This is a genomic window from Psychrobacter vallis, from assembly GCF_904846715.1.
In the GTDB taxonomy this organism is placed as follows: domain Bacteria; phylum Pseudomonadota; class Gammaproteobacteria; order Pseudomonadales; family Moraxellaceae; genus Psychrobacter; species Psychrobacter vallis.
Map to the genome: position 1 here is coordinate 42907 of NZ_CAJHBU010000016.1, position 26295 is coordinate 69201.

At 44.0% G+C, this 26295-nt stretch carries 21 protein-coding genes; 13 read left to right on the top strand and 8 right to left on the bottom strand.

Translation table 11 applies throughout. The features are described from left to right. Positions 1-98: 98 nt before the first annotated feature. The 5 genes from ccmI to JMY02_RS10355 all read right to left on the bottom strand — a co-directional run bounded on the left by ccmI (position 99) and on the right by JMY02_RS10355 (position 6178). The gene (gene ccmI / locus JMY02_RS10335; protein ID WP_201597805.1) at positions 99-1379 is read right to left on the bottom strand and encodes a c-type cytochrome biogenesis protein CcmI; all 1281 of its coding nucleotides are present in this window, start codon (positions 1377-1379) and stop codon (positions 99-101) included. Continuing rightward, positions 1376-1888: a cytochrome c-type biogenesis protein gene (locus JMY02_RS10340; protein ID WP_227678475.1), complete on the bottom strand. Its 513-nt coding sequence runs from the start codon at positions 1886-1888 to the stop codon at positions 1376-1378. Before JMY02_RS10340 ends, ccmI begins: the two co-directional genes overlap by 4 nt. Positions 1889-1935: 47 nt before the next feature. Continuing rightward, a complete protein-coding gene (locus JMY02_RS10345; RefSeq protein ID WP_201597806.1) occupies positions 1936-2595 on the bottom strand; it encodes a DsbE family thiol:disulfide interchange protein in 660 nt (219 codons plus the stop codon). 1 nt (position 2596) lies between these two features. Further along, a complete protein-coding gene (locus tag JMY02_RS10350; RefSeq protein ID WP_201597807.1) occupies positions 2597-4627 on the bottom strand; it encodes a heme lyase CcmF/NrfE family subunit in 2031 nt (676 codons plus the stop codon). A 216-nt stretch (positions 4628-4843) separates the two neighbouring features. Further along, positions 4844-6178 (bottom strand): hypothetical protein, encoded by a 1335-nt coding sequence (locus JMY02_RS10355; protein ID WP_201597808.1) that lies wholly within the window; start codon positions 6176-6178, stop codon positions 4844-4846. Positions 6179-6672: 494 nt separating this feature from the next. On the opposite strand from JMY02_RS10355, the gene mrdA reads away from it, so the two are divergent. The 9 genes from mrdA (at position 6673) to scpB (ending at position 15356) form a co-directional block, all read left to right on the top strand. Then, positions 6673-8646, top strand: a complete 1974-nt coding sequence (mrdA, locus tag JMY02_RS10360; protein ID WP_201597809.1) for a penicillin-binding protein 2 — start codon at positions 6673-6675, stop codon at positions 8644-8646. Positions 8647-8669: 23 nt separating this feature from the next. Continuing rightward, positions 8670-9356, top strand: a complete 687-nt coding sequence (gene rsmD, locus JMY02_RS10365) for a 16S rRNA (guanine(966)-N(2))-methyltransferase RsmD (protein ID WP_201597813.1) — start codon at positions 8670-8672, stop codon at positions 9354-9356. Between the two features lie 210 nt (positions 9357-9566). Then, positions 9567-9995: a 50S ribosomal protein L13 gene (rplM, locus tag JMY02_RS10370; RefSeq protein ID WP_021813619.1), complete on the top strand. Its 429-nt coding sequence runs from the start codon at positions 9567-9569 to the stop codon at positions 9993-9995. 10 nt (positions 9996-10005) lie between these two features. Then, positions 10006-10392: a 30S ribosomal protein S9 gene (gene rpsI / locus JMY02_RS10375; protein WP_021813618.1), complete on the top strand. Its 387-nt coding sequence runs from the start codon at positions 10006-10008 to the stop codon at positions 10390-10392. A 502-nt stretch (positions 10393-10894) separates the two neighbouring features. Beyond that, positions 10895-11995 (top strand): LpxL/LpxP family acyltransferase, encoded by a 1101-nt coding sequence (locus JMY02_RS10380; protein ID WP_201597815.1) that lies wholly within the window; start codon positions 10895-10897, stop codon positions 11993-11995. A 109-nt stretch (positions 11996-12104) separates the two neighbouring features. Then, positions 12105-13190: a tryptophan--tRNA ligase gene (locus tag JMY02_RS10385; RefSeq protein WP_201597817.1), complete on the top strand. Its 1086-nt coding sequence runs from the start codon at positions 12105-12107 to the stop codon at positions 13188-13190. A 27-nt stretch (positions 13191-13217) separates the two neighbouring features. Next, positions 13218-13829: an O-methyltransferase gene (locus JMY02_RS10390; protein ID WP_201597819.1), complete on the top strand. Its 612-nt coding sequence runs from the start codon at positions 13218-13220 to the stop codon at positions 13827-13829. A 5-nt stretch (positions 13830-13834) separates the two neighbouring features. Then, positions 13835-14671, top strand: coding sequence for a segregation and condensation protein A (locus JMY02_RS10395; RefSeq protein ID WP_201597821.1), 837 nt, complete (start codon positions 13835-13837; stop codon positions 14669-14671). A gap of 139 nt (positions 14672-14810) precedes the next feature. Then, positions 14811-15356 (top strand): SMC-Scp complex subunit ScpB, encoded by a 546-nt coding sequence (scpB, locus tag JMY02_RS10400; protein ID WP_227678476.1) that lies wholly within the window; start codon positions 14811-14813, stop codon positions 15354-15356. A gap of 143 nt (positions 15357-15499) precedes the next feature. Here scpB and lolA read toward each other — a convergent pair whose 3' ends face one another. The 3 genes from lolA to rplU all read right to left on the bottom strand — a co-directional run bounded on the left by lolA (position 15500) and on the right by rplU (position 17487). Further along, complete coding sequence (lolA, locus tag JMY02_RS10405) at positions 15500-16186, bottom strand: outer membrane lipoprotein chaperone LolA (RefSeq protein ID WP_201597882.1); 687 nt, start codon at positions 16184-16186, stop codon at positions 15500-15502. 640 nt (positions 16187-16826) lie between these two features. Next, positions 16827-17084 carry a 50S ribosomal protein L27 gene (gene rpmA / locus JMY02_RS10410; protein ID WP_021813611.1) on the bottom strand — a complete coding sequence of 86 codons (258 nt, stop codon included), beginning with the start codon at positions 17082-17084 and terminating at the stop codon, positions 16827-16829. Between the two features lie 91 nt (positions 17085-17175). After that, positions 17176-17487 (bottom strand): 50S ribosomal protein L21, encoded by a 312-nt coding sequence (gene rplU / locus JMY02_RS10415; RefSeq protein WP_057761012.1) that lies wholly within the window; start codon positions 17485-17487, stop codon positions 17176-17178. A gap of 580 nt (positions 17488-18067) precedes the next feature. Between rplU and JMY02_RS10420 the strand changes: the two genes are divergently transcribed. The 4 genes from JMY02_RS10420 to JMY02_RS10435 all read left to right on the top strand — a co-directional run bounded on the left by JMY02_RS10420 (position 18068) and on the right by JMY02_RS10435 (position 26193). Further along, positions 18068-19093 (top strand): polyprenyl synthetase family protein, encoded by a 1026-nt coding sequence (locus JMY02_RS10420; RefSeq protein WP_201597832.1) that lies wholly within the window; start codon positions 18068-18070, stop codon positions 19091-19093. Positions 19094-19733: 640 nt separating this feature from the next. Next, a complete protein-coding gene (locus JMY02_RS10425) occupies positions 19734-21125 on the top strand; it encodes an efflux RND transporter periplasmic adaptor subunit (RefSeq protein WP_201597834.1) in 1392 nt (463 codons plus the stop codon). 35 nt (positions 21126-21160) lie between these two features. Beyond that, positions 21161-24391: an efflux RND transporter permease subunit gene (locus JMY02_RS10430; RefSeq protein WP_201597836.1), complete on the top strand. Its 3231-nt coding sequence runs from the start codon at positions 21161-21163 to the stop codon at positions 24389-24391. After that, positions 24388-26193: an efflux transporter outer membrane subunit gene (locus JMY02_RS10435; RefSeq protein ID WP_201597838.1), complete on the top strand. Its 1806-nt coding sequence runs from the start codon at positions 24388-24390 to the stop codon at positions 26191-26193. Before JMY02_RS10430 ends, JMY02_RS10435 begins: the two co-directional genes overlap by 4 nt. Positions 26194-26295 lie beyond the last annotated feature (102 nt).

The window sequence follows — 26295 nt, forward strand, 5'->3', positions numbered from 1 at the left end:
AGTTGCTATGACTTAGCTGTTCATACAAGGCTGTTGCGCGCTGCTGTATCTGGCAACAGCGCTCAAGGCTTAGGAGCTGATAGAGACGGATAACCATACTATGGAATTTGCTGATTGATTTCCACATTGACCTGATTTTGGTCAGCGTTAATTACAACAGGGTTACCTGACAGATCTCCCGACTCTGCGCTTGCAGTGCCACTATGGCTGATACGAGCAATAACTGCCAACTGGATTTTATCGGCTCGAGCAGACGCTAGAGTACGCTCAGGCATCATCGCATCAAGATCACTTAGGCTAATAACTGCTTCGCCTTGCTTAATAATGCTAATTGGTAAACGTTTGGCGGCAAATGGTGGGCCACCGTTCACATCACGTATTGCCACAAACAATACATCATCGGCTTTTACTAATGGCAATAGACTGGCGTTAATCCTTACGGTCACCTCAACGCCTTCAGACGCTTGCTGCTGCTGAGCAGTCACATTGGCACTTAACTCATCTAAACTCGCCAATGCTTGTGAATGATCGCCAGGTTTCGCAGCAATACTGGCACGTAAGCGCTTGATCCAGCCTTGTGCTTGCTCAAAATTATTACTGCGTGCCTCACCCATTGCCATGAGCATTTGCGCGCCTTCATGCTGTGGGTTCTTGGCCAAGACATCCTGTAGCACTCGGCGGCTACTGTCATCTAACTGACCTTTATTAGCAAAGAAGCTAATCTGTGCATAGGTAGTCGCAATTTCTTCGTTATCCGGCGATAAACGATAGGCACGTGATAAGGCTTCTAGTGCCGAATCGGTCGCTTCTAACGATAAAAACAGCTCCGATAGACGCATCCAGCGATTGGGGTCATCGGCGTGACGATACACATTGGTCTGCATCGCACTAATCAGTTGCGTACCATCTTCGATCGCCCACGCTGGCGGCTGATCAATTTTGCCTGTCAATAAATCATCGGCAACTTGACCCACTTTGTCTTCGCTTGCCCAAAGCTCAAACACTGGTGTGCGATCACCAACCATCAGATACGCCATCGCCGTCAATACAGGTACCCAAACCATAATAATCAATCGACTTTTAATACCAGGCGTGACCATAGGCGTGACTTCACGCTGCGCATCTAAAAGCTGACGCTCAAGCTCAAGCTTTTGATTTTGGTAGTGACTGTCATCAATAGTGCCACTGTCTTTATCCGTTTTTAGCTCTGCTAGACGCTCACGGAACACAGCAACATTGATATCTAATAGTTGATTGTCAACGGGTTTATGTTGCGAGCGCGAGGCTCGCAGCCATGGCATGATAGTAATAACAGCAAGTATTAAAGCCACAAGTAAGCTTAGAGCAATAAATAAGCCAGCAGTAGAAAATAGGGTCATTTTTTGTCCTCAAGGCTTGTGATTTCATGATCGTTTTTTTTGTCATTATCAGCGCGTGATAAGAGACGATCAAGTTCCGCTTGTTCGGCAACAGACAGGGCAGCAGTGTTATTGTCTACTTTTACCCCACTCTCACCACTGGCCACAAGCTGACGCCGTTTGCTTTGCCAAAACCATCCTATCAGCAAGACAATGAGCAGCAATGGTGGGAAAAACCATAAAATCCACGTGGATGGACGCACAGGTGGCTTATAACTAATAAAGTCGCCATAACGCTCTTGCATATAAGCACGAATCTCGCCATCACTACGGCCATCTTTTACCAAATCATAGGTTTTTTGCTTTAAATCTTGTGCAATTGGAGCATCAGATCCAGCTAGATTCTGATTTTGACATTTTGGGCAGCGCAGCTCTTCAATGAGACCACGATACTGAGCTTCTTGTTGTACAGAGTCAAAATCATAGACATCAATTGCAGCATAGCTTGCCGCACTTAATAGACAGGCCATAATTAAGCCTGCTAGCTGTATGGTAAAGGTCTTTATTTGATTGGCTATCATTGGCACGCCTCCGCAACTTGACTCGTATCTGGACTGACGTTGTTGTTACTGGCCTCATTAAGTACCATCAAGCAAGGCGCAATACGACTTTGCCAGTTACTTTCGTTAACCTCACCAATAATATGCTGACGAATAACCCCGTCACCATCAACAACGAAGGTTTCAGGTGCGCCCGTTAGACCTAAGTCTAGAGCAAACTGGCCAGATAAATCCTGAATAGACATGGAAAAGGGATCACCGCCTCGGTTCAAATATCCCAAGGCATCACCAATCTCGTCTTTGTAATTGACACCCACCAAATTGACACCGCGCTCTTCTAACTGCATCAAAAAAGGATGCTCAATGATACAAGTCGGACACCAAGAACCCCAGATGTTCATCAAAAAAGGCTTATCAGGCAAATTATCATTAGTCATGATACGGCTAGTGTCTGACAACAAAGGGAGCTCAAAAGCTGGCACTGGACGCTCAAGCGCCGTATTGGTCACGATGTCCGTTGGCTTACCCAACCGCATATATAGCATGATGATCAAGCCAATAAAAACAATCAGCGGAATTAAAAACCACAACTTAAGCTGCTTTTTTTTCATGGTTTTAGTGCCGCTTATTTTATCTTGCTTGTCATTCTGATCAGGGCCATTGTTTGATGTACTCATATCATTTGCCCCCTATCTTTGATGCTGGCATATCCAAATCGGTAGCCGCGCTAATGCCTGACTTTTTAGGGACAACTTGTGCAAGCGTCTTAGTCTTTTTAATACGATACCGATTATCAAGTATGCTCAGCAGTGCACCGAACGCCATAATAAGCGCGCCAAGCCATATCCAGCGAATCAGCGGTTTGACATAGATACGAAACGCCCATTCATTGCTGTCTTCGGCAATCGGCTCACCAAGCGCGACGTACACATCACGCATGAGACTGGCATCAATCGCCGCTTCTGTCATCGGCATCATGCTGATAATATAATTACGTTTTTCAGGGTACAAGGTAGTCACAACTTGACCGTCTTTGCTTATTTCTACTTCCGCTTGTGTGGCATCAAAATTACTGCCTTTAACTTCACGAAAGTCTTTAACAACAAAGTCATAACCTTGGACATTGACACTGTCATTGGGGCCCAGTGCCACATCACGCTCAATGCTCAACGTAGTGGTAAATGCAACACCAATAACCGCAATAATCACGCCGATATGGGCGGTTTGCTGACCCCAATAGCTCAGACGTAACTGACGTAAACCTTTCAGGCGACTCGGTGCATTTTTGGTTTTGTCAGTAAAATCAACAACCATCCATAAGAGCACCCAAAAACTGACCGCCAGAGTCACACCAATATTGAGCATCGCAGACGGACTAACGAAATACGTGATAATTGCTGCTAATACAAGGCTGCTTACAGCAATGACCATACCAACACCCAATAGCGGACGACTGTCTTTTTTCCAGCGAATATTGGAACCCATACCCATCGCTATTAATAGCAACCACGTCAATGGGACAAACAATGCATTGAAATAAGGAGGGCCGACGGACACCTGACCCAAATTAAAGGCATCTGCAATAACAGGATAGAGCGTGCCGAGTAATACGACCAACGTTGAAATCAAAATAATAACGTTATTAATGACTAAAAACGACTCGCGTGAGATCAATTGATACTGACTCTCGACCGTCAAACGCCAGCCACGTACAGCAAACATCAATAGCCCACCACCAATAATCACACCCAAAATGATGAGGATGACAAGACCACGCGTTGGGTCAGCAGCAAACGAATGTACTGAGGTAATAACACCTGAACGTACTAAGAACGTGCCTAATAGACTAAGAGCAAAAGCAAAAATCGCTAGCATGATCGTCCACGCTTTAAAGACCCCGCGTTTTTCAGTGACCGCAAGCGAATGTAGCAACGCCGTACCAGCCAACCATGGCATCAATGAAGCGTTCTCTACTGGATCCCAAAACCACCAACCGCCCCAGCCAAGCTCATAATAAGCCCACCAAGAGCCAAGCGCGATACCAACCGTTAAGAATCCCCAAGCAGCCAACGCCCATGGACGCGACCAACGTGTCCACACGGCATCTAAACGACCTTCCCATAGTGCGGCCATACAAAAAGCAAAGGGCACAACCAAGCCCACATAACCCATATAGAGCATGGGCGGATGAATAATCAAACCGAAATCTTGTAGAACAGGGTTTAGATCCGCACCATCTACAGGCAAATTAGGTAAGGTACGATCAAATGGCGATGAGGTAAAGATAAGCATCGCCAGCATCATCATTTGCACGCCAGCTAAAATCACCAGTACCCGTGCACGCATAGACAAGGGTAAACCACGGCTGAAATAAGAAACCAGCGCACACCAAGTCGCCATAATGGTCATCCAAAGCAACAATGACCCTTCATGACCGCCCCAAGTCGCCGACAACTTATAATACCAAGGCAGCAAGGTGTTGGAGTGCTGCGAGACATAGACGAGGCTAAAGTCATTATAGTAAAAGCCCGCCATCAATGCCGCAAACGATATACTCATTGCTGCAAACTGTGCCCATGCCAGACTTGGTGCCAGACGCTGCCAAGCAACGTGATCGCGCATAACACCAATGGTCGGTAATACTACCTGCAAAATCGCCAACATAAAGGCGGCTAGCAAGGCAAAATAACCCAATTCTGTGATTAACATACGGTCTAACCTTGTTTACCTTGATACGGTCATTGTTTATTTTATACGTTGAACTTTTAGGATGTTCAAAAGAGTCCAGTATTCGTAATTACTACGATTCACACTAGTATCGATCTCAGTCGGTAACGCTTACAGCATGGTACATTAGCGTCAACTTGTCACATTTTTGTATCTACTCTGTATGCGGTATGTATAAAGCGCGCAAAATCGTCTTTATTATTGAATTGCTGGAAAAAACACCAAAACCAAATGCAACCAGCCTGCCAAAAATCCCGTTAAACCACCCAAAACAATCAAGGTCATTTCATCTTCGCGGAAAGCAGGACGTAACAGGTTTTGAAACTCATTTGGCGTCAGCGCCCGAATCCGATCCCGGAACAGACCAAATATTTTACTGGCGCGACTTTCATTGAGTTCAGGATCACGTAATGGCACCATCGTTGCGACAATTGACTTATCAATAATAGTGTTCTTCAGTTGACCATACTCACGGCGACCCAAGCCTACACGCAATGTGGTGCTAATCACTGGCGACTCTAGCACTTTATACAGATGTGATTTCATCAACTCACGCGTTTGTGCAGCACGGTCGCCATACATCATCTCATTCATGATATTTTCAAGCGTTACCAAATCTTTTACGACAATCTCAGCGAACACCTCAGACACTTCCTCTTGACGCTTCATAAAGCCCCCTTGCAGGCGATATTGTGCGATATGGGGTAGCTGTAATTTGATAAAAGGAAAGCCACTTTGTACCGTAAAAAACTTCAAATACGGTATAAAACGCGGCTCTACTGGGTTAAACACCATCCAAATAGCAATCCAATTGGTGAGAAACCCCCAAATCGCTGCAAAAAATGGCACTGTCCAATGCTGCGGCACCAGCAAAAATATAAACATTTGGATAATACCAAAGATCAAACCAATCAAAGCACTGATATGCCAAATAAAATCGATCTCTTTTTGCCCTACTTTTAAAAACATATTAACCATCAAACGACGATCACTTTCCATCGTATTGACAATCATTTTACGCATATCAACCAAATTTTCGACATTATGAGTCAAGTCAGTCACCAAAGACTGCATAATATTGGGTAATTCTTGGTGTGCTTGGGCGTAGATACGGCGTTTTAGCGCATAAGGCAAATTGCCCCACAGCGCGGGCGAATGATCCAGCATGATTTCATCGATCAGTGGCTCAAGGTTTTTGTCCACCGTATCAGTGATGAATATCGCCATTTGCTCAGGCTCCATCGCCTTAAAAAACTCATCAAGCGAGCCGAGCTTTGATAGCGTCTGATCAACGATAACGCCGGATATTTTACCAGCCTTACGTGGGACGATACCTTGCCAGCCTATACCCGGTAATCCAAAAAACGGGAAATTCGGAATACGAATACCCCGAAACTTAATCGGATAAAACAGCATTTTGAGCGCCATCCACACGTGTATCCATGTGACAAATGCTGTCACCGGTGGAATGGTCAGCATGGCAAAAAATTCTGGGTGCTCAGCTATCGTCTGCCACAATGAAGTTGCATCCATCACTTATCTTGTCCCTGCCAGATTGATTGTTGTTGCTAATGCACGGCCCTTAGCAAATGAAAACGCATCATAGAACACGCTCTGCCCATAATTGTGTCTATAAAATAAAAAAATGACTGTAGAATAAATCGCCTGATTTTAGCATACTTGATGGTCATTAGCACACGTAGACCCTAGGCAAGTTGTGACTAGAGATGACACGTTTTGGCATGCATCTTCATTGATAAAAACCTTAATATGACCTACCAGCCCCATGGCGAATGACAGCGGCAAAATAAATGGCTGACTACTGCGTCCTCTCATTTGTTCTGTTATAATTTACGATAAAATTCCAGCAAGTATTGGTATGCAAGTAAATGCAGTGTCATTTTAAATCGTATCAACCTATGTGATTGAAATCCTTTGTATTATCCTTTATGCTCACCGCGCTTTGAACGAACCCGCCCATTTATCCTTTTTTATTGACTCACTGACCGTTTGGGCTCTGACTTTATATGAATAAACCGCTAACTCCCGATACCGAACAGGTCAACAGTGTTTTTACCAATCGTATTATTATCTTTGGGATTTTAATATTCATTGGTTTGGGTGGCTTGATAATGCGTTATGGTTACTTGCAAGTCTACGCCCACGATAAATACACGACACAGGCAGACAACAATCGTATCAAACTGATCTCTGCCCCACCAAGTCGTGGCTATATTTACGATCGCAATGGCATCATATTGGCAGACAATCAGCCTGTCTTTACAGCGATGTTAAGTCCTGACGAAGTTGAAAATCCCGAACGCACATTACGTTTGCTTGCACCTATTTTTGAGCTAACAGACGAAGACATCACAGATATCTTGGCGCGTCTGAGTAAAAGTAAAAACGATCCTGTGACTGTCAAGATTGATTTAACGGAAGCGCAATTGGCGCAGTTTAGTGAGCGCAAACCTTTCTTTCGCGGTGTGACCATTCAAAGCAAACTGACGCGTGCTTACCCTTATGACGAGCTATTTGCACACGTCATTGGTTATGTCGGCCGTATCAATGACAAAGAAACCAAACGCATTGATAAAGATCGCTACGCTGGAACCGATCTCATCGGTAAGATTGGTATCGAAGACTACTACGAAGACATACTATTGGGACAACCGGGTTACCAATCGGTAGAAACCGATGCTCATGGCAATATTTTGCGGCAATTAGATACCAAACCCCCGATCTCAGGCAATGACATTACGTTGAGCTTGGATTACGGCTTACAAACGATAGCCCAACAGCAGCTTGATGGACGCCGCGGCGCGATTGTCGCAATCGATCCTAGAAACGGTGATGTGCTGGCATTCGTCAGCAACCCAAGCTATGACCCCAACCCTTTTATCTCAGGCATCTCTTTTAAAGACTATGGGGCGCTACGAGAAGATCTCGATCAGCCATTATATAATAGAGCGTTACAAGGAACCTATCCGCCTGGCTCTACCATCAAACCATTTGAAGGTTTAGGTGCCATTCATTATGGTTTGCGCAACTGGGACACCACCATCTATGACCCTGGCTATTTTAGCTTACCGGGAGACACACATCGGTTCCGCGACTGGAAGCGCGGCGGGCACGGTACGGTAGACTTAAAAAAATCCATCGTGATGTCAGTTGATACTTACTATTATAAATTGGCTTATGAGATGGGCATTCAGCGCCTGCATGATTGGATGATACGTTTTGGTTTTGGTGAAGCGACAGGCATTGACTTACCGAACGAAAAATCAGGCATCATGCCGTCACCGAAATGGAAAAAAGACACTTACGATAAAGATTGGCTACCCGGCGAAACCATTTCGGTCAGTATTGGTCAAGGCTATTTCTTGGCCACACCACTACAGATTGCCAACGCTACAGCCATGACCGCTAACAAAGGTCATCATATTACTCCGCATTTGTTAAAAAGCAGCGATGGCGCAGCAGCAGTAAAAGTCATCACCAAGCCCGACGGTAAAATTGACTATAATGGCAAAGCATCTGACTGGACTCGCATGCACAATGCCATGGAAGAAACGGTAGAAAATGGTACTGGACGCGGCATTTATACGCCAAACTATCGCATCGCTGGTAAAACAGGTACTGCGCAGGTCAAGTCTATTGCACAAGGCAAACGCTATGATAAATCAGCGATAGACCAGCGTCACTGGGATCATGCTTGGTTCAACGGTTTTGCGCCAGTAGAAGATCCTCAAATCGCCCTTGCCGTATTGGTCGAAAACGGAGGCGGTGGTAGTGCTGTTGCTGCTCCGATTGGCCGCGCTTTATTTGATTACTGGGTAGTACAACGCAAAAAAGACCCTATTTTGCCACCCTCTGCTGATCAATTAAAAGTCATCAAACGCCAAAAAGCTTTTGAAAAGCTCATGCGTGATGCCTTACGTGAAAAAGAGGAAAAGGCGTTGGAAGCTCAAGACGCCGCCACTACAGCGACATCTGAATAAACATACCGTTAACGAGACATACCATGAAAAAATCACCGAATGGTCGCCAGTCTAAAAACAATAATCAGCTCAAAAATGTAGCCGCTGGTGATGTGCGCATTATCGGCGGCCAGTTTAAACGCCGTATTGTCAAATTTGTCGATGCAGAGGGTTTACGCCCCACACCAGATCGCTTACGAGAAACGTTATTTAACTGGTTATTGGCTGATATCCATGGTGCTCACGTACTCGATAGCTGTGCAGGTAGTGGTGTGTTAGGGTTTGAAGCATTGTCACGCGGCGCGGCGCACGCGACTTTTATCGAATTGAACCCTGCACAAAGCACCATGCTACACCAAAGCGCAGAGCAGTTACGTATCAGTTCAACTACTTACCAAATTGTTCAAGGTACAGCCGAGCAAGTACTAATTCAAAATCAGCTGACTCAGCGTCATTTTGATGTTGTATTCATCGATCCACCTTATGCCGAAGACTTATGGCAACCTATTTTAACCGCATTGATTACCCAGTCATTGATTGACACAAACACGCTGATTTATTTGGAAGCGGATAAAGATTTGGCACCACAACTTAAGCAGTTGGAAGAGACGCTTAATAAAAATCTAGAAACTCAATTAGGTAATGTTCAGCAAATAATCCGCTTTGAATGTCTAAAACAAACCAAAGTCGGTCAAGTTGTCGCTGGACTTTATCGGCTATCATCGTCATAATTGTCGGGTTAATGAAAGCTATTAACGACTTTTACAAATGTTTAGAACCGCTAAAAACTGGCCGACGCTGCAGTTTAATGTATATAAGGCGAAAATAAACCCCAATGCAGCTTGCAAGCGTAGGCGCTACTGCTTATAATGTGCAGTCTGTTTTTTGAGAGCCCCGTTCCCAGCTAAACTCTCAACGAATTCTAATTTTAAGGTTTTATCATGAAAACACTTAGTGCAAAACCAGCTGAAGTGACCCATGACTGGTATGTCGTAGATGCTGACGGCAAAACCCTTGGTCGCTTAGCCACTCAAATCGCTAGTCGCTTACGTGGCAAGCATAAGCCTTCTTTTACGCCGCACGTAGACACTGGTGATTTTATTGTCGTCATTAATGCTGACAAAATCACGGTAACGGGTAAAAAAGCACAAGACAAAAAGTACTATCGTCACAGTGGCTACCCAGGTGGTATTAAAGAAACTAACTTCAGTAAACTGCTTGCACATAAGCCTGAAGATGTTCTACACAAAGCAGTTAAGGGTATGCTTCCAAAAGGCCCTCTTGGCTATGCGATGATCAAGAAGCTAAAACTTTATGCGGGTACTGAACATCCACATGAAGCACAGCAACCTAAAGCACTAGACATCTAAGGATACACTTATGGAACGCAATTACGGAACTGGTCGTCGTAAGACTTCTACTGCTCGTGTCTTTTTATCAAAAGGTACTGGTAGTATCGTTGTAAACGGCAAGCCACTTGATGAATACTTCAGCCGCGAAACGTCACGCATGGTTGTTCGTCAGCCTCTAGAACTACTAGACTCTGCTAACGCATATGATTTGTATGTGACGGTTGCAGGCGGTGGTATTAGTGGTCAAGCGGGCGCAATCCGCCACGGTATTACACGTGCATTAATCGAAGCTGACGAAACGCTAAAACCTGCTCTAAAAGCAGCTGGCTTCGTTACTCGTGATTCACGTCAAGTTGAACGTAAGAAACTGGGTCTACGTAAAGCACGTAAACGTCCACAGTTCTCAAAACGTTAATCAAAGCTCTCTCTTATTTTTTTGCTGCTGTTGGCTTTTTCTCGGAGCCGCAGTATCAGCCTTAAATAAGCGTGTAGATTTGCAAAACCTTATAAGCTGGTCACAGCTTGTAAGGTTTTTTTGTGGTTATTTATTAAGCCTCTCATCATTAGACACTTCTCAACGACTGTAACTTCATGGAATCTATATATAGTTGATCCTAAATAAAAAAGGTACAACAATGATAACGCAATATATTTATTTTATAGTGAATTGACTGTAGGCTGGATTTTTCAAAAACAAGCTTGCAAACAGACTGCCTCTACCCCATCATAATACCAACCCCAACACCAAAAAATATGACTTGCTGTGTCAGGCTCATTTAGCCCATTGAGGGTAGTACTGACATTTGTTTTCCTTGCTACGCAAATTTTTGCCAATGGTATAACGGTTTAAATCATTAGCCTCCATGCTATAAGGTAGCTGCAACTCGATGCCATCTATAGTGCTGCAAAAGGATATTATGAAAGCGCCCGAACAATACGATCCCAGTAAACCCTCCTCAAAGATTGATATGCCAGCACCGACTCACACGCAGCATAGCAATGCCGTTAAATCGCCTGCAATACCTGAGGGCACACCCACGATTACGCAAACCCATAAACGCACAGCACGAGCGGATAAGAAACCTTTTCAGTGGCATTTTTTATTGCCAAAATATTGGGGGATCTGGCTGACGTTTCTGATGTTTTTACCCATGATATATCTGCCACTACGTTGGCAGTTTTGGCTCGGGCGTAAACTCGGTATATTGATCTACAATATTGCAGGCTCACGTCGCCGTGATACCTTAATCAACCTCAAGCTAGCCTTTCCAGAAAAAGCAGAAGCCGAGCGAGAGTTGATGGCAAAACAAGTTTTTGTCAATCAAGGGATTGGCGTGTTCGAAACTTTGTGTGCTTGGTTTCGCCCCAATGTATTTACCCGTACGGTTTCGATCTCAGGGTTACAGCATCTCATTAATGCTCAAAATGACAACCGTCCCGTTATTTTGTTGGGGGCACATTACACAATGCTTGATCTGGGTGGTTTATTTTGTACCCAATTCTTCCCTTTAGATTGTATGTATCGCACACAGAATAATCCACTGCTCGACTGGTTTATTTATAACGGTCGCACCAACATTTTTGGCAAGCAAATTTCTAGCCGCGATATGCGTAGCCTAGTTAGCTCCATCAAAGCTGGACACGTCATTTGGTACTCACCTGATCAAGACTATGGGCTAAAGCAAGGCGTCATGGCACCATTTTTTGGTGTGCAGGCTGCCACGATTACCGCCTCACGGCGCATGGCAAAATTGGGCAATAAAAATCACCCACCCGTTGTTATGGCACTACATACTTATCGGCAGACACCAGACAATCTACCGCGCGGTAAGCGCCCGCACTACCATTTAACGATTACGCCAGAGCTAGAGAACTATCCAAGCCATGATGAAGTCGCTGATGCTATCCGTGTCAATGAAGTACTAGAAGGACTCATTCGTATTGATCCTACTCAGTGGATGTGGTTTCATCGCCGTTTTAAACATGGGCCAAGCGGACGTACCGATATCTATAAGTAGGCCTTTATTCTCAAAAATACTGATAAAGTTTGCTATACTTTACGATTAGTATTTTGCCCCTTTTATCATGTATTTATAATAATTTGATACACAAAATAACGGATTTTTCATGAGTAATAACAGCACTTCTAACAACCAGACTCCTGACAACTCAACCGAAGCCAAGCGTATCTTAACGGGTATAAAACCTACAGGCATTCCACATTTGGGCAATTACGTTGGTGCGATTCGTCCAGCGATTGAGTCTATTCAAAATAGTGATCATGAAGCGTTTTTCTTTTTGGCAGATTATCATGGCATTATTGGCTGCTATGATCCTGCTATCATTCATGAGTCAACTAAGGCCATTGCCGCTACTTGGATTGCGTGCGGTCTCGATCCTGAGCGGGTAACGTTCTATCGCCAGTCTGATGTACCTGAAATTCCAGAATTGGCATGGATTTTGAATTGCTCATGCGCCAAAGGGTTAATGAACCGCGCCCATGCTTATAAGGCCGCAGTTGATATCAATACAGAAAAAACCGATGTCGATCCTGACCAAGGTGTCACGATGGGTCTGTTTGGCTATCCTGTACTGATGGCGGCTGATATCTTGATGTTTAATGCAACTCACGTGCCTGTTGGCCGCGATCAAGTACAGCACATTGAGATGGCGCGTGATATTGCTGGTACGTTTAACCATCGTTATAAAACGCTGTTCACGCTCCCATCAGCTGTCGTGGATACTGACATACCGCTGTTGACAGGGCTTGATGGTCGCAAAATGAGTAAAAGCTACAGCAACACCATTCCGTTATTTGGTGAACCTAATCCACAAGTCAGTCCTGAAAAACAGATGCATAAAGCTATCATGAAGATTGTCACCAACTCTCAGTTGCCTGATGAGCCAAAAGATCCTGATGACTCTGCACTCTTTGAGATTTATAAAGCCTTTGCCACTCCCGAAGAGATCGCGGATATGCGTGCGCGATATGCGTCAGGAATTGGCTGGGGAGATGCCAAGCAAGCCTTGTTTGATAAAATCAATGATGAGATTGCCCCATTCCGTGCACGTTATGAAGAACTGATGGCCAATCCAAAAGAGCTGGAAGAAATCTTACAAATGGGAGCAGAAAAAGCCCGTCGCCATAGCCGTAAACAGTTGGATAAGACCCGCCGCGCTATTGGTATCCGTCCACTTGCTAAACTTAAATAATAGAAAGAGTATTGGCGGATATTGTTAATGACAACGCACAAAAGCTTCGAACCTGATTATTTTCTGTCCTACTGTCAATCTTTGTATGATACTGACAAAGTGTACGATACTGAACAAACGAATCGATTTGATCGTCATCGTCATGTAGAGCCAGATTCTGCTGAGTTTCTGGCCGGCATTGCTATAATGAGAAACGCTAATAAAGTACTAGAAATTGGTACTTCAACGGGATTTTCTACCTTATGGCTTGCTTATGGTTTACGTTACCAGTCTGACATTAATTTTATCTCATTAGATATAGATAAAAGTCGAAGTGATACTGCTAAGAAGCATCTAAAAGCTGTGGGTTTATCGAGTTTGGTCGACGTAAAAGTACAAGATGCATTCGATTTTTTAAATCAAAATAGTGAGATTTTTGATTTGATTTTCTTAGATGCAGAGCGTCAGTTTTATTGCGATTATATCGAACAGTTACATAAAGCCTTAAGCCTTGGTAGTGTTCTTATCGTAGATAATGTCCTCTCTCATGATGATGAGGTTCGTGAGTTCTTAGCAGCATTTAAAAATAATTCCCGTTATATCTGTCGTACTTTAGATATTGGTGCAGGCTTATTTATGGCAGTATGTCAGGAACCTTAAGTACTATGGATATATTTGATACTGCTGCCATCCGCATTTACCAAACCCCCGTACAGCATTTGCCAGAAGATCTTTATGTGCCGCCGCAAGCGTTTGCGATTTGGTTAGAACAATTTGCTGGGCCATTGGATTTTTTATTGTATTTGGTCAAAAAAAACAACGTTGATTTGACACAGATGCCGATATTGCCGATCACTGAGCAATACTTGTCTTATATTGGCGAGCTGGACACAGAGCATTTTGAATTGGCAGGTGATTACTTACTGATGGCATCAACGTTGATTGCGATCAAAACTGAGTTGTTATTACCTAAGCCAGAAACACCTACCGATGAACGCGATCCAAAGGCAGAGTTAATTGAACGTTTGGAAGAATATGCACAAATCAAAGCGGCCAGCCAACGTTTAAACAATTTGGTACGTCTAGAGCGCGATGTGTTTTTGGCGATGGTGAGTATACCTAATCAAGACGCTATGAGTGCTGAAATGCCCAGTTACTCTCCAAACTTATTGCTTGATAGCTTGTTTAAAATGCAGCTGCAGCCAGACTATCAGATGCATACCATTAACGTCGATGCCGTACCACTTGCTGATCGTATCGCCAGCATCAGTCGGCAGCTCAGCACTGCTGGTTCGCGCTCTTTTTATCAGCTACTGGACAAAGCGCAAGGCAAAATCGGTGTGGTGGTCAGTTTCGTTGCTGTGCTTGAGTTGATGAAGCGGCATCTGATTGGTGTGGTACCTACTGAAGCAGACAGCAGCACCACATCTGACACTAATGGTACAGATCAACTCAGTTCAAACTATGACATTCCACCATTGACATTACAATGGCTGGTTTAACAACGACCAAATAAGTTCAATAACTTAGGCGTTATTGCAAACGTAATATTTAAAAAAGAGCACATTTCTCATGGTAGATGTTGATGACACAAGACAAGATGATAACGCACAAAAACCAATATCAGCAACTGTACCACCATTGACTGATGAACAGCAGCAGTCTCTTGAAAACATAAGCAAACATATTGAAGTGCTATTGCATGCCTCCGAAACACCATTGACTGCGAATGTACTCAAACAGCATTTGTCTTTGTCCAGCAAAGAGCTAAACCAGGCTTTAACACTATTGCAAGCACGCTTGGATACGGGCGTGTTAAGTTTGCACGAGACTGCCAGTGGTTATCGCTTACAAATCACAGACCGTTATAGCCCATTGATCCAGCGTGTCTTTCCGCAGCGTCAAGAACGCCTCAGCCAAGCATTACTCGAGACATTGAGTGTTATCGCCTACAAACAACCCGTGACACGTAGTGATATAGAGCAAGTACGCGGTGTGACACTATCTAGCAACCTATTACGGCAACTGTTCGATAAAGGTTGGATCGTCGAAAAAGGTTACAAAGATACTTTAGGCCGCCCTGCACTATTGCACACCACCGCCCAATTCTTAGATGCATTTGGATTGACACATTTAGATGAATTACCACCAATGCCAGATATAAAAGCCATTCAAGCCCTGTCTTAGCCTCATAAAAAAGGACAGACCTTAAGGGGTCTGTCCTTTTTTATTAAAACAATCTACATATAATCAGTTTGGAATAAAACAGATACGTTGTATTCCAACGCTGAACTGGTATATCGTTTTTATACTAAACTTACTAAAACGTATTACTGGTTAATCACATCGACACCTTTAGGCGGAGTAAACTTAAACTGGCTACTATTAATGCTTGGGTTTAGTTTGATATTGCTAAACTTGATCGATGTGGTCTGACCTAGACTGTCATTTAATACCATCATCACAGGCTTGCCACCACTAAAGCTCATTGATAAGCTTTTAAAGCTGGCGCTGTCTGATTTTGGATAAAGCACATAGTAGTTTTTGTTGGCATATGGCTGAGTAATTTTAAAATTTTGATCAATTCTACTTGGATCACCTGATAATAAAAGTGCAGGGGTATTACCAACTTGACTGTCGACATTTTGCTTAGTTGCTTGCTCTAGATCTTTATCGTAAATCCACATGGAGTTGCCATTAGCAACGATCAGCTGCTGTGATGGTGATTTTGTTTCCCAGCGGAAGTTATTTGGACGTTGTACACTCATACTACCTGTAAAACTACCACTGCTTGCGCCTTTAGTCGTCTGACTAAAATTGGCAGTCATACTTTTGGTATTGGTTAGCAATTTATTCAAACGTTTGGCAGCGGTTAAGTTGTCAGCAGGTGCTGCTGTCGCAGACTGGGTCAGTGCTATCATAGGCGCTGCAACACCAAGCGATGTCATCAATACACCTGTTAAAGCGCCACTCATTATTTTTTGTTTTAGGGTGGTCTGTTTGGTTAATAAAGTCATCATTAATCCTCTCTCAAAATGCATAATCGCTGAAAAAATAAAATATATCATTAAAATTCTTGTTGTCTATTATTGCTTAATGCACCAACATCAAACTGGTGTCAATAAGTAAGGAGGACAGTGTGCCAGTTTTTTCATTACGCGCCTAGTCATGATTTGCAATCATTACTACGCATGCCATACACGCTTGTAACCAATAAAGTTACAAGGCATTCTGCGTCATACTTCTTTTGATATTTTGGTGTATTTAAGGAAGACTGTGATGCAGTGTATTAGGGCGTGTTGAATATTCACAAATAGGCACTGCTGATTACTAAAACTGTTCCAGACAAGGCGCAAGTCGACGATAATGTTAATGCCTTAACTAGACTTGCAACGCCGTATGGGGCAGTTTTAGCATCAGCCTGAAAGGACAGGACTCTTTTTTGCCGCTTCATTGCTAAAAATAGACGTATAGAATAACTAGACTTACTATTTTACCTTCGAATCGCCTAAGAAACAGTCTTCGTCAGTGCCATGGTCGAATGTTCAACACGCCCTAAACAATAGATAAAAAAAGTCCCTACTACCACACGGTAATAGGGACTTTTTATTCATCAAATTATTTCATTAAAAGAAGTGAAATAATATAGATGGGCAATTATGCGTTTTCAACCGTCACATAACGACGGTTAAACTTGCCTTTGGTCGCAAACTTTACAACACCATCATTCAGTGCAAATAAAGTATGGTCACGACCCATGCCAACGCCTTCGCCTGCATGGAACTCTGTACCACGTTGACGAACGATGATGTTACCAGCTGTGATAGCTTGGCCACCAAAGATCTTTACGCCCAGCATTTTTGGGTTTGAATCACGACCGTTACGGCTCGAACCGGCAGCTTTTTTATGTGCCATGAGAAAATCTCCTTGTTAATGTGACTTACCGCTGATGCGATAACTCTTAAGCATTTAGTGCGCTATTTAGCGAAAATCGCTAAATGGGTAATTAGGCATTAATGGCTTTGATTTTTAACAAGGTGTACCATTGGCGGTGACCTTGCTCTTTGTGATAATGCTTACGGCGGTTGTGCTTGATGATACGGATTTTTTCGCCGCGACCATGCTCAACAACTTCAACTTCTACGCTAGCACCATCAACGACAGGTTGACCGATTTTGACGTTATCGCCGTCAACAACCATCAATACGTCTTCAAATTTGATTGTTTCGCCTTTTTCTGCTTTTAGTAGTTCAACTTTAAGCAATTCATCGACGACTACGCGGTGCTGTTTACCACCAGTTTTAATTACTGCGTACATTGTATGACTCCGTTTAACCCGTGTGCCGTGGCTGATATCATACCAACGCTTTTACGACGAACACGACAGGGAAAAATTAAAGGCAAGATTTTACGACTTTTTACTCATAAAAGCAAGCTGTCTATCTTACTTGTTTGGCTGGTTTTGTAAGGGATTTATACTAACAACCCTCGTTCATATTGCTATGTATACTGCTGGTTATGAAGGTGCCACAAAGGACAGTTTCGATAAAAACCTGCAAAATAGTCACTACGAATGAGGGTTAAAGCCCAACGATGGCTATTATAGCTTATGTAATCAGTTACTTACAGTCTTTTATTACCTTCTAAATTGACTATAAGGACATCAACTAGGTGAGGATTCATTTGGTTGCCATTGTAGCGGTTTTTTACTGCTCAAACCTCATTTTTGATACCTGATGCATCTAATATAAATAAAGACAACGACTCTGCTTTTGGCATGTTTTAACCAACAATTTAGCAGTATAGCTATGCTATTATAGATAAAACGTTGCCTTACCTAGATATCAAGCCAAGGCTATAAAAAATTCTTTCTATTCTTATTAATATGACTATTTATTATGACCAGCACTCCTTTAAATAATACCCATTCTCCCCTTCAATCAACGCACAGTTATGCTGATATTCAAAGTATTGTGGCTACTGATTTTGAGATTATGGATAAGCAAGTATTCGGTAGTCTTAATTCAAAAGTTAAACTGGTAATGAGCGTCTCGCAACATGTGATCAATGCGGGTGGTAAGCGGATGCGCCCACTGATTACTTTGTTATGTGCTCGTATGTTTGATGATAATCCATCAGAAAAAGCCATGCACTTAGCAGCAATCACTGAAATGCTACACACAGCGACCTTGGTTCATGACGATGTCATTGATGAGTCTGGCCAGCGTCGTGGCAAGCCTACAGCCAACGCTACATGGGACAATGCCACAGCCGTGTTGGTTGGTGATTATCTGATTGCCCGTGCCTTTAATCTACTGGTTGGCTTTCAAAGCTTGCCGCTATTACAAGTGTTTTCAGATGGTACATGCGATATCGCTGAAGGTGAGGTATTGCAATTGCAACATCAGCACAATCCCACTGCAACCGAAGATGACTACTTGCGTATTATCGATGGCAAAACGTCACGTTTATTTATGATGGCGACCCAAGGGGCAGCTATCTTACAAAATAGAACGGAACATATGCAGGCGCTGGGCGATTTTGGTCAACACTTTGGCAACGCTTTTCAGATCATTGATGATGTGCTTGATTACAGTGGTGATAGCGAACTCATGGGTAAAAATCTTGGTGATGACTTGGCAGAAGGTAAACCAACGTTGCCCACTATTAAAGCACTTGAACTATTAAAAGACAGTGATATTGAGGGCTATGAGCAACTACGTATCGCCGTTCAAACGGGAAAAACACCACACGCTGAGCAACTCATCGAATTGGTACGCCGCTCAGGTTCGCTTGACTATTGTAAACAGCGCGCGTTAGAAGAAACTAAATTGGCGCAACAAGCACTGAGTACTTTGCCTGATAACCGTTACCGTACAGGTTTATATCAGCTGACCGAACTTGCTAGCGCCCGCTTGCTATAACACAGCTGTCATTATCAACTGTTATTATTAATAAAATAATATTGAATGGCTATCGCTAAAGACTGTCACTTCAATGATCTGTTATTTTAATATACGTATTTAAGGGTTGCTAAAGTTGTTTTTTTGTATACAAAGCAATTTTAACAGGGTTTTAAGACCCTGTTAGTCATATGGTCTTGCTATTTTCACAAAAATTTACAATCGCTTTCAATTGAGTGTTGTATGCCTGCGCCTTAGCTGGTATTACAGGCGACGCTTACTATAACGGCATTTCATGTATTCATAAAAACCAATATTACCTTTCTTTGCGATAAATACCATTTTTAATCACTTGACTGTGGGGTTACCCCTATAGTTTATAATAACTCATTAAATTTACTGGCCAACTTTGTGGTCTTGCCAGCATTTGAATAGCAAAAGTCCTTACACCACTATTCAACATATATATTGCTATCAAACGTTCTAGTAGAGATTTTTTGCTGAGTAAGCTGATTAATCACTCATTTGGTAAAGACCTCATTTAGCAAGTTAACGTATGGGTGTTTAGAGCAAATACTAATTTTTATATTCAATACGCTAAGATTTATTGATCAATTTTATACTGTCATTATTTATTTTATACCTATTGCCGAGGACATTGATGAAGCACTCTACTCTTGCGCTTGTAATAGCATCTGTACTATCTGGAGCTGTACTGGTTGGCTGTGACAAAAACGAGGACGCCGCTGGCGCAGATGCCGCACAGCAGCAGATGCCGCCTGCGGTTGTCAACGTCCAGACTGTCACCCTCGATACCGTACCTCAAGTACAAACTTTTTCTGGACGTACGACGGCTTATCAAACTGCCGACGTTCGCCCACAGGTTAACGGCGTTATTGACGAAGTACTATTCCGTGAGGGAAGTAACGTCCAAAAAGGCCAACCCCTTTATCGTATTAATACGGACAACTATGCGTCTTCTGTAACGAGTGGACAGGCCGCAGTGCAACAAGCACAGGCAAACTATCAGACAGCGCAGGCAAATAACGCCAATGCAAAAGCTGAGCTAGCCAGCCGCCAAGCATTATTAGCACAAGCACAAAATGATCTGCAACGCTTGCAAGGCTTGGTCAGCATTGATGCCATCTCAAAGCAGCAATATGAGCAGGCACAAACGCAAGTACGTACCGCCCAAGCTGCGGTACAAAGCGCCGCGGCGGCTGTCGGACAGACACAGGCTGGTATAGAAAGTGCCCGTGCTGGCATCCAAACAGCGCAGGCCGGTTTGGATGCTAGTAACTTAGATCTTAACCGTACCATCGTCCGTGCCCCTCTTACTGGTCGCACGGATCGCTCTAGCGTAACTGCTGGTACACTCGTGAGCGCAGGTCAAGGTGATCCTTTGGTGACAATCTCCCGTTTAGATCCTATCTATGTCGATATCAGTCAATCATCATCTGAGCTATTAAAGCTGCGCCAACAAATAGCTGAAGGCACAGCACAGCCTGGCATGAATTCGGTTGAATTGATATTAGAAGATGGCTCGGTCTATCCTGTACGCGGCAGACTTGCTTTATCTGAAGCAAAGGTTGATGAGTCAACAGGTGCTGTGACCTTGCGTGCTGTCTTCCCGAACAGCAATAATATTTTGCTACCTGGCATGTATGTGACAGCCCGCTTGACCCAAAGCGTGATTACCAACGCTGCATTGGTACCGCAAAGTGCTGTTACCCGTACACCTAAAGGTGACACGCAAGTCTATATTGTTGATGCAAACAACAAAATCCAATTACGTCCAGTGACTATCAATGGCACTTATAATGGACAATGGGTCGTCACTGATGGCTTGATAGCAGGTGATAAAGTAGTGGTGATTGGTGGTAGTAAGGTCAAACCTGACCAAGAGGTGGTTGTCAAACCATTAGAAAACGCCAATCCAGCACCCTCTGCTCCTAATGCCAAAACGCCGCAGCAAGCTGCAAAAACAGTGGACAACAAGCCAGCTGGTAACGATGATTCTAACGAAAAATCTACAGAAGCCGCTGCTCAATAACTCCATTCAAAGATAGGAAGACTTAGGGATATACTATGTCACGTTTTTTTATTAATCGCCCTATTTTTGCATGGGTGCTGGCTATTTTGGTCATGCTCATCGGGGTGATATCGGTCATTAGCTTACCGATTGAACAGTATCCACGTATCGCGCCACCGACTATTTCAGTCAGTGCCAGCTATCCTGGTGCTAACGCGCAAACCGTCGAAAACTCAGTGGTACAGATCATTGAGCAACGCATGAAAGGCCTCGATGGTCTCATGTATATGTCATCATCAAGCTCCTCAAATGGTAGTGCTTCTGTCACCCTAACATTTGAAAACGGAACAGACTCTGATACTGCGCAGGTACAGGTGCAGAACAAACTGCAAGCGGCCATGAGCGCGCTACCTGAATCGGTACAGCGTCAAGGTGTCAACGTTAATAAGTCGTCTAGCAGCTTTTTAATGGTGCAAGCTTTTGTCTCTGAAGACGACAGTATGGATCGCAGCGATATCGCTGATTATGTCAGCTCCAACGTGGTCGATCAGATCAGCCGTGTCGAAGGTGTGGGTGAAGTTCAAGTATTTGGCTCTACTTATGCCATGCGTATTTGGTTAGATCCTTCTCGCTTGCGTAGCTACAACATGGTGCCATCTGATGTGGTCAATGCGGTACGTGCACAAAATGCACAGGTCTCTGCCGGTCAATTGGGTCAAGCACCTGCTGACACTGAACAGCAGGTTATCAATGCCACCGTCACCGTACAGAGCTATCTACAAACCCCAGAAGAATTCAAAAACATTTTATTAAAGACAGACACTTCGGGTGCACAAGTGCGTTTGGGTGATGTCGCTGATGTTGAGATTGGTAGTGAAAACTACAGTGTTGTCTCCTTATACAACGGTCAACAAGCAGCTGGTTTAGGTATTTCATTGGCTGGTGGCGCCAATGCGCTTGAGACTCGTGAAGCAGTCGGCGCACGGATGGCAGAGCTAGAATCAAATTTCCCAGCTGGTCTAGCAGCTGTCGTGCCTTATGACACCACCCCGTTTGTTCGTTTGTCTATCGAACAAGTCGTGATGACGCTAATTGAAGCAATCATACTCGTATTTATCGTCATGTTTATTTTCCTACAAAACTGGCGTGCAACGATTATTCCGACGCTTGCCGTACCTATCGTGCTACTTGGTACTTTTGCTGTACTCTACGTCGCCGGTTTTAGTATCAACGTGCTCACTATGTTTGCGATGGTATTATCCATCGGTCTACTGGTCGATGATGCGATCGTCGTCGTCGAAAACGTCGAGCGTATCTTGGAGGAAGATCCCCATATCTCCATCAAGGACGCCACCATACAGTCCATGGGTGAAATTAGTAAAATCGTTATCGGTATTGCGTTGATTCTATCGGCTGTATTTGTACCGATGGCCTTCTTTGGTGGCTCAACGGGTGTGATTTATCGTCAGTTCTCTATCACATTGATTACCAGTATGGTGCTATCGGCTTTAGTGGCCCTTATCTTTACTCCTGCCTTATGTGTGACCTTACTCAAACGTAGTAAGAGTCATGATAAAAGCAGTATCGAAGAGCAAAAAGGCTTCTTTGGCTGGTTCAACCGCGGCTTCTTTAAGCTTAGCCGCTCATATGAAAACTTCGTCGGTAAAAGTATTCGTTTTAAATGGCTATATCTGATTGGCTATGCCGCCATCATCGGGCTTATGGCAGTCGTATTTTTGCGTATTCCAGGGTCATTTTTACCAGAAGAAGATCAAGGTCTTATGTTTACCTTGGTTCAGCTTCCTGCTGGTTCGACGCTGGATCAAACGCAAGATGTACTCGATAAAGTCAGTAATTATTACGAAACACAAGAGACGGATAATATTGCCTCTGTCTTTACGATCGCAGGATTTAGTTTTGCGGGTCAAGGCCAAAACATGGGACTGGCTTTCGTCCGTTTGTCAGACTGGGAGAACCGTTCTGGGGCAGAAAACACCGCGCAGGCGGTTGCTGGTCGCGCCATGGGCTACTTCTTTACTCAGTTAAACGAAGCACAAGTATTTGCCATTGTACCGCCAGCAATTACTGAACTTGGTAATGCCAGTGGTTTTGACTTAATGCTTCAGGACACAAGTAATCTTGGGCATGAAGGGCTACTTGAAGCCCGTAATATGCTCTTAGGCATGGCGGCACAAAGTGATCAAGTCGCTGATGTTCGTCCAAACGGTCAAGAAGATGCACCGCAATTAAAAGTGAATATCAATCAAGAACAAGCCGCGGCTTATGGCTTGTCATTGGCCAATATTAATAGCGTTATCTCCACGGCGTGGGGTTCAAGTTATATCAATGACTTCGTCGATCGTGGTCGTATTAAGCGCGTTTATATTCAAGGTGAACCGAGCAGCCGTACCAATCCTGATGATATCAGTAAATGGTATGTGCGTAATGACACTAATGAGATGATCTCATTTGATGCGTTCTCGAGCAGTGTATGGGAATCTGGGTCACCACGTTTGACTCGTTATAACAGCTTACCGTCAATGAACATCCAAGGTGCCGCAGCGCCCGGTTTGAGTACTGGTGAAGCGATGAGCGCGATGGAGACGATGATAGAAAATCTACCTGAAGGCGTGGGTTACGAGTGGACAGGTATGTCACTTGAAGAGCAAAAATCAGGTGCGCAAGCGCCAATGCTATACGCGCTTTCAATTTTGGTCGTTTTCTTGTGTCTAGCAGCCTTGTATGAGAGTTGGTCTATTCCTTTCTCAGTGCTGTTGGTTATCCCACTTGGGGTATTAGGTGCCGTAATCTTTACTTGGTTACGCGGCTTTAGCAATGATATTTATTTGCAAGTAGGTCTGCTCACCGTGGTTGGTCTATCGGCCAAAAACGCCATCTTGATTATCGAGTTTGCAAAAGAGCACCAAGAGGAAGGTTACAGTCTCACCGAAGCGGTCATGACAGCAGCACGCCAACGTTTGCGTCCAATTATCATGACTTCACTTGCCTTTGGACTGGGTGTTGTGCCATTATTTATCGCCACAGGTCCTGGCTCAGGCAGTCAAAACGCCATCGGTACCAGTGTGCTTGGTGGGGTTGTTACCGCGACTTTCTTAGGTATCTTCTTTATTCCTATGTTCTATATCTGGGTGCGTAGTTTATTCCCGCACAAATATGAGAATAACAAGCCAAATGATAGAGATGGTGGTAATGGTACGCCCGGCCCACAAAACCCAACGCCTTCTGAGAGTTATCAGCCTGCAAGCTTTGGAGATAATACACAATGAGTGCTCAAAAAACATGCACCAACCATTCAACAGCGGTAGCAAATTTTGCTACTGCTACACAACCAGCGTTATCACGAATGCGTAAAACTGGCGGTCGTCTCCTAGGCTTAACCGCCTTTGCAATAAGCATGGCCGCTTGTAATACCATTCCAAAAGCAGATATGAGTCCTGTCCTTGCAGAGCCTAATATTCCTATCGGCCAAACCTATGGCGCATTCGATAAGGATACCGTCAGTACGGCTGAGCAACCGAGTGTGGCCAGTCAACGCTGGCAGAACTTTTATAGCGATGAACGCTTAAAAGGTCTGATTGCCTTGGGTCTTGAAAACAATAAAGACTTCGAAAATGCCCGTCTAGCGATTGAAAAGGCACGTGCCCAATATCGTATTACCGATATTAATGACTTGCCCAGTATCGATGGTAGCGCTGGCTACTCTCGTCAACGCCAAAGAAGTCTCACTAGTGATGGTTACAACGTCAATCTAGGTCTCGCTAACTACGAGCTCGACTTTTGGGGTAAAATTGCCAGCTTAAAAGATCAAGCGCTACAGAATTTTTTAGCCACAACGGCTGCGAAAGATGCGACTCAAATCAGTTTGATTAGTAATATTGCGCAGAGTTATGCCAATTTAAGCTACAGCTTAGCGCAGCTAAAACTGGCAGAAGCGACGGTTGAGAGCCGTGAACAATCGCTGTTTATCGCCAGCAAACGCTTTGAAGCAGGTATTGATCCTAGATTGCCTTCTCTACAAGCAAGTGCTTCGTTAGAGACGGCCAAACTTGCTGTATTACGGGCACAGAGCAGTATTTTGACCTCACGTAATGCCCTGCAATTTTTGGTTGGTGGCCCCATTCCAACCAATCTGATTCCAACGCCAGCCGTCAGCAACATCACAAATCAGCAGATATTCAATGCTGGATTGCCGAGTGAATTGCTGCGCTATCGTCCAGATGTGCTACAAGCGGAATATAATTTAAAAGCCGCTGGTGCCAATATTGCAGTAGCACGTGCGTCTTACTTCCCTTCTATCAGCTTAGCAAGCAGCATTGGTGTTAGTAGCGATAGTTTAGACAACTTATTCAATAGTGGCGCAGTTGGCTGGTCATTTGGACCGAGCATCAGTGTGCCTATTTTTGATGCTGGTCGCTTGGATGCCAATTATGACGTGGCCAAAATTGAGCGTGAGCAAACACTTACAGGTTACGAGCAATCTATACAGGTCGCTTTCCGCGAAGTCTCAGATGTATTAGCAACTCGCGCAACACTTGGCGAGCAGCTCGAAGCGCAATATCGTTTGCAAGACAATTTTGAGCAGACGTATCAAATTTCTGATGCGCGATTTAAAGCGGGTATTGACAATTACTTGGACGTGCTCGATGCGCAGCGTTCGCTATTTTCAACGCAGCAGGGTATTTTGGACTTAGAGCTACAAAAAATCGTCAGCCAAATTGAGCTATACCAAGTACTGGGTGGCGGTGCCAATCTGGATGTACCGACCATCATTCCTGTGCCGCAGTACACCAACTTGGCACAAGTCGTCAATCTACCAGCCAATAGCAAAAAAGCAAAAGCAGTCAATGCGATTGATGCTGCCAGCTCAGCACGTGTGGTATCTGCGCAAGAAGCCGCTGCTATAAAGCAAGCGCAAGCCAAAGAAGTGACTACCTTTGAACCGACTGCTACCGTTGATATCAATAATGACGGTAGAACGGATGCCGCTGTAGGCGTCATCACTGAAACAACGATGTCTAATGAAGAAAGTGTTGAGCAAGTACCTGTCACCCAGATCATTGAGCCTTAACTTATATAAAGTTATTATTCTGTGAGGTAATTTCAACCTCACATTGACCGTCGATGAGTACAATCAGCCCTACCGACTTGGTGGGGCTTTTTGCTTTTGTAA

Coding starts and splice junctions, on each gene's coding strand:
- rpsI (WP_021813618.1), top strand. CDS start 10,006: ATGGAACGCAATTACGGAACTGGTCGTCGTAAGACTTCTACTGCTCGT.
- JMY02_RS10355 (WP_201597808.1), bottom strand. CDS start 6,178: ATGGATGCAACTTCATTGTGGCAGACGATAGCTGAGCACCCAGAATTT.
- ccmI (WP_201597805.1), bottom strand. CDS start 1,379: ATGACCCTATTTTCTACTGCTGGCTTATTTATTGCTCTAAGCTTACTT.
- JMY02_RS10425 (WP_201597834.1), top strand. CDS start 19,734: ATGAAGCACTCTACTCTTGCGCTTGTAATAGCATCTGTACTATCTGGA.
- JMY02_RS10380 (WP_201597815.1), top strand. CDS start 10,895: ATGAAAGCGCCCGAACAATACGATCCCAGTAAACCCTCCTCAAAGATT.
- JMY02_RS10430 (WP_201597836.1), top strand. CDS start 21,161: ATGTCACGTTTTTTTATTAATCGCCCTATTTTTGCATGGGTGCTGGCT.
- JMY02_RS10385 (WP_201597817.1), top strand. CDS start 12,105: ATGAGTAATAACAGCACTTCTAACAACCAGACTCCTGACAACTCAACC.
- rpmA (WP_021813611.1), bottom strand. CDS start 17,084: ATGGCACATAAAAAAGCTGCCGGTTCGAGCCGTAACGGTCGTGATTCA.
- lolA (WP_201597882.1), bottom strand. CDS start 16,186: ATGACTTTATTAACCAAACAGACCACCCTAAAACAAAAAATAATGAGT.
- JMY02_RS10435 (WP_201597838.1), top strand. CDS start 24,388: ATGAGTGCTCAAAAAACATGCACCAACCATTCAACAGCGGTAGCAAAT.
- JMY02_RS10395 (WP_201597821.1), top strand. CDS start 13,835: ATGGATATATTTGATACTGCTGCCATCCGCATTTACCAAACCCCCGTA.
- JMY02_RS10350 (WP_201597807.1), bottom strand. CDS start 4,627: ATGTTAATCACAGAATTGGGTTATTTTGCCTTGCTAGCCGCCTTTATG.
- rsmD (WP_201597813.1), top strand. CDS start 8,670: ATGAAAAAATCACCGAATGGTCGCCAGTCTAAAAACAATAATCAGCTC.
- rplU (WP_057761012.1), bottom strand. CDS start 17,487: ATGTACGCAGTAATTAAAACTGGTGGTAAACAGCACCGCGTAGTCGTC.
- rplM (WP_021813619.1), top strand. CDS start 9,567: ATGAAAACACTTAGTGCAAAACCAGCTGAAGTGACCCATGACTGGTAT.
- JMY02_RS10345 (WP_201597806.1), bottom strand. CDS start 2,595: ATGAGTACATCAAACAATGGCCCTGATCAGAATGACAAGCAAGATAAA.
- JMY02_RS10390 (WP_201597819.1), top strand. CDS start 13,218: ATGACAACGCACAAAAGCTTCGAACCTGATTATTTTCTGTCCTACTGT.
- mrdA (WP_201597809.1), top strand. CDS start 6,673: ATGAATAAACCGCTAACTCCCGATACCGAACAGGTCAACAGTGTTTTT.
- JMY02_RS10340 (WP_227678475.1), bottom strand. CDS start 1,888: ATGGCCTGTCTATTAAGTGCGGCAAGCTATGCTGCAATTGATGTCTAT.
- JMY02_RS10420 (WP_201597832.1), top strand. CDS start 18,068: ATGACCAGCACTCCTTTAAATAATACCCATTCTCCCCTTCAATCAACG.